Below are 13,318 nucleotides of genomic sequence, written 5' to 3' on the forward strand. Positions count from 1 at the left end.
TGACGCCTGTCCGGCGGGCCGGGGGAGCGATGCCCCGGACCCTGGGACCCCGGGACCCGTCAGGCGCGGAAGTCGTCCGCGTGGTCCTCGGCCCACCGCGCGAACGTCCGCGCCGGGCGGCCCGTGACGTCCGCCACCGCCGTCGTCACGTCCGGGTCCGTGCCGACGCTGTCACCGATGGACTTCAGCAGGGTCGGCAGCATCTCCGGCTGTACGTGCGGGAACATCTCCGCGGGCACCTCGTCCGGGGCTATCTCCTCGAAGCGGAGCTCCCGGCCGACCGCCCGGCCCACCGCGTGGATCTGCTCCCGCGTGGTGATGCCCTCCGGGCCGGTCAGGGAGTACACGGCGCCGGTGTGCCCGGCGGGGTCCCGCAGCGCCACGGCGGCGACAGCCGCGATGTCGGCCTCGTGGACCGGTGCGGTCATGGCCTCGCCGAACGGCCCGCGGACCGTGTCGCCCGCGCGGACCTGCGGCGCCCACTGCAGCGAGTTGGTGCTGAACGCGCCGGGCCGCAGGGCCGTCCAGCCGAGCCCGCTCTCCCGGACGTGCCGCTCCAGGGCGGAGTGCACGACGTGGATGGGGTGCTCGGCGGCGGCGTCGTGGTCGACGATGATCGACGAGAGGACGACGACGTGCTTCACACCGGCGTCCCGCGCGGCCGCGAGCAGTGCCGGGGTGTCCTCGCCGCCCGCCGCCAGGTGCAGGAACAGCGCCGTCGCGCCCGCGAACTGAGCTGCCATGGCCGCGGGTTCACCCGGGCCCGCGAACCGCGCCACCTCCGCGCCCTCCGGCACCCGCGCGCGGGCGGGGTCCCGGGTCAGGGCGCGCACCGGCACCCGGTCGGCGGCGAGCTGGGAGACGAGAGCACTGCCTACGTTTCCGGTGGCACCGGTCACGACGATCACGGGGGCTCCTTGAGGTCGGGACGACACCGGGCCGGGAGCGCATGCCCCCGGCCCGGCTCTGATCACCATCGACCCTAGGCGGCGGCCCCGGCCCGCCGGATCCTCACCAGGAAGTAGATGCCCCGCACCCTCCTGGTCCGGCGGACCTAGGTCGCAGGACGCACGACCGGCGCGCCCGCCTCACACCCCTTCGGCGCTCCGGCGCACCCGCAACGCCCGCTCCAGGTCGTCCAGTTGGTCCACGAGCCGACGGCGCAGCGCGGGCAGCACGTCGGTGCGCTCCAGGCACTGCTTGCCCAGGCGCAGCGTGTCCTCGTCGACGGCGTACACCGGGAACGCGTACCGGCCCGCGGCCTCGGCGATGGCGGGCCCGCGGCGGGCGGCGAGCGCCACCGCGTCCTCGAAGAACCGCGGCACGTACGTGTGGACGACCGCGTCCTGCTCGGGCTGCCAGAAGCCCTGCGCGGTCGCGGTGAACAGGTAGTTCGACAGCTCGTCGGAGCCGAACATCGCGTCCCACGCGGCCCGCTTGGCGGCGGGGTCGGGCAGCGCGGCCCGGCAGCGCGCGGCCCCCTCCTGGCCGGTCGCGCTCGGGTCCCTGCGCAGCTCGGCGGCGATGGCGTCCTCGTCGGTCGCGCCGAGCACCGCGAGTCGGCCGAGGACCCGCCAGCGCAGCTCCGGGTCCAGCTCGGGCCCGCCGGGCACGGCACCCTGCTCCAGCCACGTCGCCAGCGGCTCGGGCTGCGTCGCCGCGTCGATGAGGCCCCGCACCGCCACCAGGCGGAGGCCCGGGTGCGAACCGTCCTCCGTACGCCGGATCACGTCCTGGCACAGCGCGTCCAGGACGGCGAGGGCGGCGCCGCGGCCGTCCGGCGGGGTGTAGCGCCCGGCGACCACGGCCGACGCGAACGGCAGCACACCGGAGACCAGGGCCAGATCGCTCTCCGCGGGCAGATGCGCCCGCGCCGCCGCCAGGAACACGCCGGGCGCCAGATCGCCGTCGCGCACCATGTCGCGCAGCGCGTTCCACAGCACCGCCCGCGTCAGCGCGTCCGGCACCCCCGAGAGGGACCTGAGGACGGTCTCCTGCGACACCGCGTCCAGGCGGATCTTCGCGTACGTCAAGTCGTGGTCGTTGGGCACGATCAGCGCGGGCCGACCCCCGTCCCGCGCCGCGGGGGCCTCCTGCTCCGGCACGTCCGTCTCGTACCGCTCGCGCAGCACCAGCGCCTTCCCGTCCGACAGATCGCGGTCGAAGACGCCGACCGCCACCCGGTGCGGACGGCTGCCGTCCCGCTCCAGGGACAGCGTCCACTCCCGGCCGCCGTGCGTGACCGTCGGCGTGAACGCGTCGACGCCGGTCGTCCGCAGCCACGACCGCGCCCAGCCGTGCACGTCGCGGTCCGTGGCCGACGCGAGGTTGTCGATGAAGTCGGCGAGCGTGGCGTTGCCGAACCTGTGCCGCGCGAAGTGCGCGTTGATGCCCGCCAGGAAGTCCTTCTCGCCCAGCCACGCCACGAGCTGGCGCAGCGCGCTCGCGCCCTTGGCGTAGGAGATCCCGTCGAAGTTGAGCATCGCCGACGCCGTGTCGGGCACCGCGTCCGGGTCCGGCGCGACGGGGTGCGTGGACGGGCGCTGGTCGGCGTCGTAGCCCCACGGCTTGCGGGCGACGGCGAAGTCGACCCAGGTGTCGGTGAAGCGCGTCGCCTCGTGCAGCGTCTGGTAGCCCATGTACTCCGCGAACGACTCGTTCAGCCAGATGTCGTCCCACCACTTCAGCGTCACCAGGTCGCCGAACCACATGTGCGCCATCTCGTGCGCGACGACCATGCCGCGGATCTGCCGCTCGGTGTCGGTGACCGCCGAGCGGTACACGAAGTCGTCGCGGAAGGTGACCAGACCCGGGTTCTCCATGGCGCCCGCGTTGAACTCGGGGACGAACGCCTGGTCGTAGGAGTCGAAGGGGTAGGGCTCGGTGAACTTCTCCTCGTACCGGTCGAAGCACGCCCGCGTGATGTCGAGCAGCTCGTCGGCGTCGGCGTCCAGGTGCGGCGCGAGCGAGCGGCGGCAGTGCAGGCCGAACGGCAGCCCCCGGTGCTCGGTGCGCACCGAGTGCCAGGGTCCCGCGGCGACCGCCACGAGGTACGTCGAGAGCGGCGGCGTCGGCGCCGCCCGCCACTCGCCCGCCGTCACCTGCTCGGTGACGCCGTTGGCCAGGACCGTCCAGCCCTTGGGCGCCCGCACGGTGAGCGCGAACTCCGCCTTCAGGTCGGGTTGGTCGAAGGCCGCGAAGACCCGCTGCACGTCCTCCATGAACAACTGCGTGTAGACGTATGTCTCGCCGTCGCTCGGGTCGGTGAAGCGGTGCATGCCCTCGCCGGTGCGGGAGTAGCGCATCGACGCGTCCACGCGCAGCTCGTGCTCACCGGCCGCGAGGCCCCGCAGCGGAAGCCGGTTGTCCACCAGGTCCGCCGGGTCGAGCGGGGCACCGTCGAGGGTGACGGACCGCAGCTCGGCGGGCTTCAGCTCGACGAAGGTGTCCCCGTCCGCGGCGGCCGCGAACGTGATCACCGTGCGGGAGTCGAAGGTGTCATCGCCGGTGGTGAGATCGAGCGCGATCTCGTACCGCCGGACGTCGAGGAGCCGGGCTCGGGTCTGCGCTTCGTCGCGCGTCAGTACGGGCATCAGGCCATGGTGCCTGATCGGACGGGATGGCTGGGAGTGGGTGTCCCCGCTACGGGGGCGCCGCCGCGGACGCCGGCGCCGACCGGGACCTCAGCGGGCGCCGTCCGCGATGCTCTCGTGATGGCGGATGACCTCCGCGATGATGAAGTTCAGGAACTTCTCGGCGAACGCCGGGTCCAGCTTCGCGTTCTCCGCGAGCTCCCGCAGCCGCGCGATCTGCCGGGCCTCCCGCGCCGGGTCGGCGGGCGGCAGCTGGTGGTTGGCCTTGAGGTGGCCGACCTGCTGGGTGCACTTGAAGCGCTCGGCGAGCATGTGGACGACGGCCGCGTCGATGTTGTCGATGCTGTCGCGCAGCCGGGACAGCTCCGCGCGCACCGCGGGGTCCACGGCGTCCCCGGCACCGGTTGCGGCCGCGCCGCTGTCGTCACTGGTGTGGCGTGTGGTCATGGCAGCCGAGCCTACGTGCCCGCACCCGCCCCGCCCGAAGCGGCCGTGCCACTCGGAGCGGTCGTGCCACCCGATGCCGCCGTGCCGTCGAACGACGTGAGTGTCGGCGGCCGCTCCGGGTCGGGCACCTGCTGCGACCAGCCACCCGGCACCGCCCGCCCCTGCTGCTCCCGGAACCGCACCGGCGCCGTACCGACACGACGCGTGAACAGCCGCGAGAAGTACGCCGGATCGTCGTAGCCCACCCGCCGGGCCACCGCGGCCACCGGCAGCTCCGTCGCGGCGAGCAGCTCCTTGGCGCGGCCGAGCCGGATGCCGAGGAGATAGTCCTTCGGGCTGCACCCCGCCCCCCGGCGCACCGCCGTCCGCAGCTCCGCGGGCGTCATGCCGTGCCGGGCCGCGTGCTCGGTCACCGAGAGCGCCTTGAACGCGTCCCTGGCCAGGGACTGCAGCACCGGGTCGCCGTCCGGCGCGACGTCGGCGCGGGCCCGGCGCAGCGCCACAAGCAGCTCATGGACGGCGGCGCTCGTCTCGACCTCAAGCAGCGGATTGCCGCGGCGGGCGGCGCGGGCGATGCGCCCGACGACGCCGCGCGCCCCGTCCGGGTCGGAGAGCGGCACCACCGGCCGGTCCGGCTCGATGTAGCCCAGCTCCGTGTACGTCGTCGTGGCGGGCCCCGTGAAGTCCACGAAGCACTCGTCCCAGCCCGTCTCCGGATCGGCGCCGTAGTGGTGCGGCACCCCCGGCGACAGCCAGATCAACGCGGGCGCCGTGACCGCCCTGCGGCGCCCGTCCGGCGCCCGGAACCAGCCGCTGCCCGAACTGATCACCAGGGCCACGTGGTGGTCCAGGGTGCGGGGCCCCACGGCGGGCAGCGTGCCGTGCTGCAGGCCCACGCCCAGACACACCAGGCCGAGGCGGTGATGGACCGGGCTCGGCGTGAAATACCGCATCCAGGTGTGGTACATCCGCTGCCGCCCCTCTCGTCGGATCGCTGCGTCCAACCCGGCTCGATCTTTGTCCATGGACCCTGCCGCCCGCCAGAGGCAATCGTGGCCGCAGTAGTGATCGGGAGGGACACGATGGACGCAAGCCACCACGTGGCGCACGACGGCACCGGCACCCGCGGCGACAGCTTCCGGGTGGGCGCGGACGACTTCGAACTGGACGGGAGGCCGGTGCGGCTGCTCTCGGGGGCGCTGCACTACTTCCGGGTGCACGAGGCCCAGTGGGGGCACCGGCTCGCGATGCTGCGGGCGATGGGCCTCAACTGCGTCGAGACGTACGTCCCCTGGAACCTGCACGAACCACGGCCCGGCGAGCTCCACGACGTCACGGCCCTCGGCCGCTTCCTCGACGCCGCCCACGCCGCCGGCCTGTGGGCGATCGTCCGCCCCGGCCCCTACATCTGCGCCGAGTGGGACAACGGCGGCCTGCCGCACTGGCTGACCGCCGAGGTCGGCGGCCGCGTCCGCACCCGCGACGCGGCCTACCTCGCGCACGTCGAGCGCTGGTTCGCCCGCCTGCTGCCCCAGGTCGTGTCCCGTCAACACGACCGCGGCGGCCCGGTCATCATGGTGCAGGTCGAGAACGAGTACGGCAGCTACGGCTCCGACCAGGTCTATCTGCGCCACCTCGCCGACCTTCTGCTCGCCCACGGCGTCACCGCGGAGCTGTGCACGTCCGACGGCCCCGAGGACCACATGCTCACCGGCGGCAGCGTCCCCGGCGTCCTCGCCACCGTGAACTTCGGCTCCGCCGCCCGCGACGGCTTCGCCACCCTGCGCCGCCACCGCCCCAAGGGACCCCTGATGTGCATGGAGTTCTGGTGCGGCTGGTTCGACCACTGGGGCGCCGACCCCGTCCTGCGCGACCCGGGCGACGCCGCGGCCGCCCTCCGCGAGATCCTCGACTGCGGCGCCTCCGTCAACCTCTACATGGCCCACGGCGGCACCAACTTCGCCGGCTGGGCCGGCGCCAACCGCGCCGGCGGCACCCTCCACGACGGCCGCCTCCAGCCCGACGTCACGTCCTACGACTACGACGCCCCCATCGACGAACGGGGGCGCCCCACCGAGAAGTTCTGGCTCTTCCGCGAGATCCTCTCGGCGTACGCGGAGGGCCCCCTGCCCGAGGTCCCGGCCACGCCCGCCGCCCTCGCCGCCCCCGCCTCGGCCCGCCTCACCGACCGGGTGCCCCTCGACACCGTCGCCGACCACCTCGGCACCCCCGAGACCGAGCACGCCGTCCCGCCCTCCTTCGAGCAGCTCGGCGTCGACCGGGGCCTCGTCCGCTACACCCTCGACCTGCCCGGGCCCCGCGAGCCCTACCCCCTCGGCGTGCGTGGCCTGCGCGACCGCGCCGTCGTGTACGTCGACGGGGTCCGGGCCGGCGTCCTCACCGAGGACGGCCCCACCCTGCCCGACCCCGTCCCCGGCCCCGCCCGCGTGACCCTCTGGACGGAGTCCCTCGGCCGCGTCAACTACGGGCCACGGCTCGGCGAGACCAAGGGCGTCACCGGGGGTGTGCTGCACGAGCGGCAGTACGTGCACGGGGTGCGGGCCGTGGGCCTTGCCCTCGGCGCCTTCGACTCCGCCGACGCGGTACGCCGCCTCCCGGCCGCCGCCTCGCCGCCCGGGGCCGCCGGGCTCTACCGCGGCACCCTCGACGTGCGCGGGCCCGGTGACGCCGCCCTCGAACTTCCCGGCTGGGGGCGCGGCTTCGCCTGGATCAACGGCTTCTGCCTCGGCCGCTACTGGGGCGTCGGACCGCAGCACGCTCTGTACGTGCCCGGCCCTGTGCTGCGGGAGGGCCCCAACGAGGTGTGGGTGCTCGAGGTGGAGGGGGAGGTGGGGGAGGGGGTGGTGCGGCTGGGGTAGGCCTCGCCCCCTGATCGGCGCTCCGCGCCTCGTCCTCAATCGCCGGACGGGCTCTATATAGCCCCTCCGGCGATTGAGGAGCGGGGTCTGGGGCGGAGCCCCAGTTTCGGGAAGGGGCGGGCTTGGGGAGCCCCCGGCAGGGCACCCGCGCGCCCTAACACCCACCCCACCCCACCGGCAAACTCCCCCGCCCCCAATACCCCTTTCGGGTTTCGATCGTTGGGCTTTCCGGGCATGCCGTCCACCGTCCGTACAGGCTGGTGACCCCACCCGCACACCCGGAGGACAGCCATGAGCAGCCCCCCGCCCCTCGCCGGAGGACCCCAAGGTCCCGACGCCCTGCGGCCGCTGCTCGCCACGGTCCTGGACGCGCTCGCGGCGGGCGCCGAGGCCCGCGGCGGCCCGCTGCCGCCCGGCGGCCCGGAGACGGTGGCGGCCAGGGTCAGGGAGGCGGCGGGCGACCTCCTGCCGGAGCGGGGCACCGGCGCCGAGGAGGCGCTGCGCGCACTCGTGGGCGCGGTGGGGGAGGGCGCGGCGGACCCCGCCGACCCCCTGTGCGCGGCCCACCTGCACTGCCCACCCCTGGCCATGGCGGTCGCGGCGGACCTCGCCGCATCCGCCCTGAACCCGTCCATGGACTCCTGGGACCAGGCCCCCGCCGCGTCCGCCCTGGAAGCACTCCTCACCGAAGCGATCACCACCGAGGTCCACGGCGACGGCGGCGACGCCCTCATCACCACCGGCGGCACCGAGTCCAACCAACTGGCCCTGCTCCTGGCCCGCGAACGGGCGGCCGCCCACGGCCACCCCGTGCAACTCCTCGTCGGCGCCAACGCCCACCACTCACTGCGCCGCGCCGCCTGGCTCCTCGGCCTGCCCGAGCCCGTGACCGTACCCGCGCCCGCAGGCGTACTGGACCCGGCCGCGCTCGACGAGGCCCTCACGGAACTCCCGGGCCGGCACGGCCACTTCCTCGTCGCCGCCACCGCGGGCACCACCGACGCGGGCCTCATCGACCCGCTCACGGACATCGCCGACCTGTGCGCCGCCCACGGCGCCCGCCTGCACGTCGACGCCGCCTACGGCGCGGGCCTGCTCTTCAGCGACACCCGCAGGACCAAGCTGCACGGCCTCGACCGCGCCGACAGCGTCGCCCTCGACCTGCACAAACTCGGCTGGCAACCGGCCGCAGCCGGACTCCTCACCGTCCGCGACCGCGCCGACACCGCCGTCCTCGGCCACCGCGCCGACTACCTGAACGCGGACGACGACACCGAAGCCGGACTGCCCGACCTCCTCGGCCGCTCCCTGCGCACCACCCGCCGCCCCGACGCCCTGAAGATCGCCGTCACCCTGAAGGCCCTGGGCCGCGCAGGACTCGGTGACCTGGTCGACCAAGTCTGCGACCATGCCAGGGAGTTCGCCGACCTCGTCGCCGACCACCCCGGCTTCGAGCTGTACGACAAACCGGCCATCAGCACCGTCCTGTTCCGGCCCACCGACGCCGACGACGACCACATCGCCCACATACGGAGGAAACTCCTCAACGACGGCACCGCCGTCCTCGGCCGCGCCCAGCTCGACGGCCGCCGCTGGCTCAAAGTCACGCTGCTCAACCCGCACACCCGCCCCGAAGACCTCGCGGCCCTGCTCGCGCTCGTGGAAGGAACCACTCCCCGATGACGGCGACGCCCGAACTGCCCGACCGACCGCCCCAGGCGCCCCAGGCACCCGTTGGCCCCAGCGCACCCCGCGACCTGGTCGGCATCGGCATCGGCCCGTTCAACCTGTCCCTCGCCGCCCTCGCCCAGCCCCTGGACGGCCTCGACGCCGCCTTCTACGAACAGCGGCCCTCCTTCCACTGGCACCCCGGCCTCCTCATCGACGGCGCCACCCTCCAGGTCCCCTTCCTCGCGGACCTGGTGACCCTCGCCGACCCCGCGAACCCGTGGTCGTTCCTCAGCTATCTGCGCGCCCGCGAACGCCTCTTCCCCTTCTACTTCGCCGAGCGCTTCCACATCCAGCGCGCCGAGTACGACGCCTACTGCCGCTGGGTCAGCGAGAACCTGCCCGCGCTCCACTTCGGCCACCAGATCGACGCCGTCCGCTGGAACCCCGAACGCAACCTCTTCGAGGTCGACTTCACCCAGCTCGACTCCGACGGCGAAGCCGAGGCACTCGGCCGCACCCACGCCCGCAACATCGCCATCGGCGTCGGCACCGCACCCTACGTACCCGAACCCCTGCGGCCCCTCGCCGACGCCCCCACCGTCCCCGTCATCCACGCCGCCGACTACCTGCTGCACCGCGACCGCTTCCTCGCCGCCGACCACATCACCGTCATCGGCTCGGGACAGTCCGGCGCCGAAGTCTTCCTCGACCTGCTCCGGCACCGCCCGCCCGGCGCCGAACGACTCCACTGGCTGGCCCGCACCCCCGCCTTCGCCCCCATGGAGTACTCCAAGCTCGGCCTGGAACACTTCACGCCCGACTACACCCGCTACTTCCACGCCCTGCCCGAGCCCGTCCGCGACCGCCTCGTCCCCGGCCAGTGGCAGCTCCACAAGGGCATCGACGCCGACACCATCGCCGCCATCCACGACGAGCTGTACCAGCGCACCCTCCACGGCGGCTGGCCCGACGCCGTCCTCACCCCCGGCGTCGCCGTCCGCACCGCGGGGCGCGTCGGAGCCACCCGCGTCGAACTCCACCTGGAACACCTGGAACAGGGCAGCCGCTCCCGCATCACCACCGACGCCGTCATCCTCGCCACCGGCTACAAGGAACGCCCCCTCGACCAGCTCCTCGCCGGCCTCGACCCCTACATGCGCCGCGACTCCGCCGAGCGCCCCCGCATCGACGAGCAGTACCGCCTCGTCCTCGACCCCTCCGTCACCGGCACCGGCGCATCCGTCTACGTCCAGAACGCCGAGCGCCACACCCACGGCGTCGGCGCCCCCGACCTCGGCCTCGCCGCCTGGCGCAGCGCCACCATCCTCAACACCCTCACCGGCAAGAACCCCTACCCCCTGCCGGACCGCACCGCCTTCACCAGCTTCGGCCTCGCCGACCCCCACCCCCGCACCCCGGACCGGCCCACCGCCGAGACCCACCCCAACCTGGTGCGCCTCAAGAACTGACGCCGCGCCGCCGCACCGCGGGCGCGCCCAGATCCTCGAGCGCGCCCACCGGCGCCACCACCCGCCGCGACCGGGGGCACGACCACACGGCCACACCCCCGGCCACCGACGCGTCCAGCGGATGCGACGCCGGATGGTCCGGGCACTCCGGCCACGTCGCGGGCAGCAACTGCGCGGCCAGCGCCTCCACCGCCCAGTCCTTCACCTGCTCCGCGAGACTCGCCACCTGCTCGGCGGCAGCGGCACCCTCCGGCACCGAGACCCCCACCCCCGAGCCGTCGGCCTCGTAGAGCACGACCAGCGGCTCGTCGTCGAAGTCCAACTCCTCACGGACGATCGGCTGCACCGCGCACGTCGCCCTCAGATCGCGCTCCACGACGGCCAGCGCCACGGCCAGTTCCTCGTTCATACGACCGAGGCTAGACCTCAGAACACCGGCGTGCCCGCACGGGTCAGCCGCCAGCCCACCTTCGCGAACTCCGCGGGATCCATGGTGCCCTTCGCCTTCACCCACGAAATGATCGTGTTGCGGATCTCGTCGGAATTCGCCCACACCTGCTTTCCGGCCGCCACATGCGGGAAATTGCCGCCACCGCTCGCCCGGTAGTTGTTCACCGCGAGCACGAACTCCGCCTTCGGGTCCAGGTCCTTGCCCTCGAACTGCAGCTTCGTGATGCGGGACCCGGCCGGCTGCGCGATGTCTATCTCGTACGTCACTCCGTACAGCGCGTCGTAGTTGTAGTCCGGAATGCTGTCCGCGTTCGTCAGCTTCGCCGGATCCACCGGCGCGCCCGCCGCCGTCCGCACGTAATAGCGCGCCGAGAACTCCAGATAGTCCTTCAGCTGCGCACCCGTGATCAGCCGCGCCTCAAGGGTGTTCTCGAACGGATACAGGCCCGCCGCGTCCCGGATCGTCACCTCGCCCGCCGGGATCTTCGCCGTGCGCGAGAAGCAGGAGGCCTGCGAGAGGACCGGCAGCTTCGCGTACGCGCCACCCGCGAGCGCCGCCCGCACCGTCTCCGCCTGCACATGGTTGATCAGGTCGATGATCGCGACGTCCTTGTACGGGCCCTCGGCCGTGCTCATCGCCTCCTTGGAGGTGCCGATGACCTGGTTCACGTATGCCACGACCTTCTTGTGCTCGTCCCCGAGCAGCCGCGTGATCCGCCGGTCCTCCGCCACCGCGTTGGAGTTCAGGACCTTCGCCCCCGCCTTCACGACCCGCCAGCGGCCCTTCGACCACTCCACGTCGAAGTCGAACAGCGTCAGGCGCTGCCCCCACTTCAGCGGCTCGGACAGCACCACCTTCTTGCCCGTCTTCTTGTTCTCCACCAGATACTCGGGGATCTCCGTGTGCGCGTGCCCCACCAGGATCGCGTCGATCCCCGGCACCTGCTCCGCCACGAGCGCCGCCGCGTTCTCGATGTACGGCAACTGGTCCCCGTACGACGACGTGCCGCTCGACCCCGAGTGCGCCGACACGATCACCACGTCCGCGCCCATCGAACGCAGCCGCGGCACCCACTTCGCCGCCTGCTCCTCCAAGCCGGGGAACGTCATCTTGCCCTGGACGTTCGCCTTGTCCCAGATCGCGATGCCCGGATTCGTCAGACCGAGCACCGCCACCCGCACATCACGGCCGTGCGGCGTGCGCAGGCGGTGCATGCTGTACGGCGCGAACGCCGGCCGCTGCGTCTTCGCGTCCAGCGCGTTCGCCCCGAGCAGCGGGAAGTCGCACTGCTCCTCGAACTTCCGCAGGACCGGGATGCCGTAGTTGAACTCGTGGTTGCCGAGCGCCGCCGCGTCATAGCCGATCGCGTTCATCGCCTGTGCCATCGGGTGCACCGGGCCGCGCGCGGCCGTGATCGGGTCGACCTTCGCGTAGTAGTACGACAGCTGCGTGCCCTGGATCGTGTCGCCCGCGTCGATCAGGAGGGTGTTGCGGCGGCCCTTCTCCTCGCGGACCGCCGACACCAGCGTGGAGATCTTCGCCAGGCCCACGTCGTTGTGGTCCTTGTCGTCGAACTCCTTGTCCGTGAAGTAGTCCCAGTTGAAGACGTTGCCGTGCAGATCGGTCGTGCCCATCACCGTGAACGAGTACCGCCGCGGCCGCTTGCCCGGACGGGCCGCGCCCGGCGCCACGGCCGCCTCGGCCGCAGGTGCCGCCACCGCGCCCGCGAGCGCCACCCCCGCACCCGTCGCTGCGGACCGGCCCAGGAACTTCCTGCGGTTCAGTGGCATCTCGGCTTCCTCCAACACGTCGTACGACATCGGCGAACACAGGTAACGCGCGTAGATTCTGACCCGCCCGACCGGCTCGCGACAGACCCGCCAGGTTTCGATCCGATGACTGTCCGGTACCCGCCACCGGTGCGAGAGTGGGCCCATGACCACCGACGAGCCCCAGCAGAGCGTCCCCTACGGCACCCCCGAGGCCCCCCGTCTCGCCGTCCGCGGCGAGGCCCACCTCGAAGTCGACCCCGAGATCGCCCGCATCGGCATCACCGTCAGCGCCCGCGGCACCGACCGCCGCGACGCCCTCGCCGACCTCACCCGCCGCAACGCCACCGTCATCGACCTCGTCAAGACCTACGGCGAAGCCGTCGAACGCGTCGAGACCGGCTCCTTCTCCATCACCCCCGAACTCACCAAACGCGGCAAGGGCGAACGCGTCCGCACCTACCACGGCCGCGTCCACATCACCGCCGAACTCAGCGACTTCACCGCCCTCGGCGAACTCACCACCCGCGTCGCCGACTTGGACCTCACCCACGTCGACGGTCCCTGGTGGTCCCTGCGCCCCGACTCGCCCTCCCACCGCCGCGCCCGCCAGGAAGCGGTCAAGGAGGCCGTCCAGCGCGCCCGCGAGTACGCCGAGGCCCTCGGCACCGCACTCGCCGCCCTCGTCGAGATCGCCGACATCGGCGCCGACAACGCCCCCTACCCCACGTACGGCGGCCCCGCCGCCCCCGGCATGGCCCGCGCCGCGTACGGCGGCGCCCCCGAAGCCGCCGCCCCCCTCGACCTCGAACCCCAGCGCCAGACCGTCTACGCCCAGGTCAACGCGCGCTTCACGATGAACCCGCCGCGACTCTGAGCACCTTGGGCACCCGGCGACGCCGAGCACCACGGTCCTCGGCGACGCTGAGCGACCGCAACCATCGCAACTGTGACCACTCGACGCCCCCTTGGCCGCTGCCGACCTCTGAACGCGCTCATCAGAGCGAGCGCGCGCACACTTCAACACTTGTCAAGACCC

Annotated in this window: 10 protein-coding genes; 4 read left to right on the forward strand and 6 right to left on the reverse strand. The window is 73.1% G+C overall.

Going from position 1 to position 13,318, the window contains the following annotated elements:
• Window positions 1–59 precede the first annotated feature (59 nt).
• The 4 genes from AB6L24_RS09600 to AB6L24_RS09615 all read right to left on the reverse strand — a co-directional run bounded on the left by AB6L24_RS09600 (window position 60) and on the right by AB6L24_RS09615 (window position 5,008).
• Window positions 60–908 carry an NAD(P)H-binding protein gene (locus AB6L24_RS09600; protein WP_405654170.1) on the reverse strand — a complete coding sequence of 283 codons (849 nt, stop codon included), beginning with the start codon at window positions 906–908 and terminating at the stop codon, window positions 60–62.
• A 180-nt stretch (window positions 909–1,088) separates the two neighbouring features.
• A complete protein-coding gene (pepN, locus tag AB6L24_RS09605; protein WP_405654172.1) occupies window positions 1,089–3,593 on the reverse strand; it encodes an aminopeptidase N in 2,505 nt (834 codons plus the stop codon).
• A 90-nt stretch (window positions 3,594–3,683) separates the two neighbouring features.
• The gene (locus tag AB6L24_RS09610) at window positions 3,684–4,040 is read right to left on the reverse strand and encodes a chorismate mutase (RefSeq protein ID WP_405654174.1); all 357 of its coding nucleotides are present in this window, start codon (window positions 4,038–4,040) and stop codon (window positions 3,684–3,686) included.
• Window positions 4,041–4,051: 11 nt separating this feature from the next.
• Complete coding sequence (locus AB6L24_RS09615; RefSeq protein ID WP_405657110.1) at window positions 4,052–5,008, reverse strand: helix-turn-helix domain-containing protein; 957 nt, start codon at window positions 5,006–5,008, stop codon at window positions 4,052–4,054.
• 114 nt (window positions 5,009–5,122) lie between these two features.
• On the opposite strand from AB6L24_RS09615, the gene AB6L24_RS09620 reads away from it, so the two are divergent.
• From AB6L24_RS09620 to AB6L24_RS09630, 3 genes are all read left to right on the forward strand, one after another.
• Window positions 5,123–6,919, forward strand: coding sequence for a glycoside hydrolase family 35 protein (locus AB6L24_RS09620; RefSeq protein WP_405654176.1), 1,797 nt, complete (start codon window positions 5,123–5,125; stop codon window positions 6,917–6,919).
• Window positions 6,920–7,210: 291 nt separating this feature from the next.
• Window positions 7,211–8,602 (forward strand): pyridoxal phosphate-dependent decarboxylase family protein, encoded by a 1,392-nt coding sequence (locus AB6L24_RS09625; RefSeq protein WP_405654179.1) that lies wholly within the window; start codon window positions 7,211–7,213, stop codon window positions 8,600–8,602.
• Window positions 8,599–10,059, forward strand: a complete 1,461-nt coding sequence (locus AB6L24_RS09630; protein WP_405654181.1) for a lysine N(6)-hydroxylase/L-ornithine N(5)-oxygenase family protein — start codon at window positions 8,599–8,601, stop codon at window positions 10,057–10,059. The genes AB6L24_RS09625 and AB6L24_RS09630 overlap by 4 nt, the downstream gene beginning before the upstream one ends.
• On the opposite strand, the gene AB6L24_RS09635 is transcribed toward AB6L24_RS09630, so the two are convergent.
• A complete protein-coding gene (locus AB6L24_RS09635) occupies window positions 10,049–10,468 on the reverse strand; it encodes a hypothetical protein (protein ID WP_405654183.1) in 420 nt (139 codons plus the stop codon). The two genes, AB6L24_RS09630 and AB6L24_RS09635, sit on opposite strands and share 11 nt — an antisense overlap.
• 17 nt (window positions 10,469–10,485) lie before the next feature.
• Entirely contained in the window at window positions 10,486–12,300 is a 1,815-nt protein-coding gene (locus AB6L24_RS09640; RefSeq protein ID WP_405654185.1) for a bifunctional metallophosphatase/5'-nucleotidase, read from the reverse strand.
• A gap of 145 nt (window positions 12,301–12,445) precedes the next feature.
• Between AB6L24_RS09640 and AB6L24_RS09645 the strand changes: the two genes are divergently transcribed.
• Window positions 12,446–13,156, forward strand: coding sequence for an SIMPL domain-containing protein (locus tag AB6L24_RS09645; protein WP_380851600.1), 711 nt, complete (start codon window positions 12,446–12,448; stop codon window positions 13,154–13,156).
• Window positions 13,157–13,318 lie beyond the last annotated feature (162 nt).

Source organism: Streptomyces sp. RK9 (assembly GCF_045070545.1).
Taxonomy (GTDB): domain Bacteria; phylum Actinomycetota; class Actinomycetes; order Streptomycetales; family Streptomycetaceae; genus Streptomyces; species Streptomyces alboflavus.

What these genes read in the sequence shown, in the direction of transcription:
- pepN (WP_405654172.1), bottom strand. Translation starts at nt 3,593, where the DNA reads ATGCCCGTACTGACGCGCGACGAAGCGCAGACCCGAGCCCGGCTCCTC.
- AB6L24_RS09610 (WP_405654174.1), bottom strand. Translation starts at nt 4,040, where the DNA reads ATGACCACACGCCACACCAGTGACGACAGCGGCGCGGCCGCAACCGGT.
- AB6L24_RS09615 (WP_405657110.1), bottom strand. Translation starts at nt 5,008, where the DNA reads ATGTACCACACCTGGATGCGGTATTTCACGCCGAGCCCGGTCCATCAC.
- AB6L24_RS09620 (WP_405654176.1), top strand. Translation starts at nt 5,123, where the DNA reads ATGGACGCAAGCCACCACGTGGCGCACGACGGCACCGGCACCCGCGGC.
- AB6L24_RS09625 (WP_405654179.1), top strand. Translation starts at nt 7,211, where the DNA reads ATGAGCAGCCCCCCGCCCCTCGCCGGAGGACCCCAAGGTCCCGACGCC.
- AB6L24_RS09630 (WP_405654181.1), top strand. Translation starts at nt 8,599, where the DNA reads ATGACGGCGACGCCCGAACTGCCCGACCGACCGCCCCAGGCGCCCCAG.
- AB6L24_RS09635 (WP_405654183.1), bottom strand. Translation starts at nt 10,468, where the DNA reads ATGAACGAGGAACTGGCCGTGGCGCTGGCCGTCGTGGAGCGCGATCTG.
- AB6L24_RS09640 (WP_405654185.1), bottom strand. Translation starts at nt 12,300, where the DNA reads ATGCCACTGAACCGCAGGAAGTTCCTGGGCCGGTCCGCAGCGACGGGT.
- AB6L24_RS09645 (WP_380851600.1), top strand. Translation starts at nt 12,446, where the DNA reads ATGACCACCGACGAGCCCCAGCAGAGCGTCCCCTACGGCACCCCCGAG.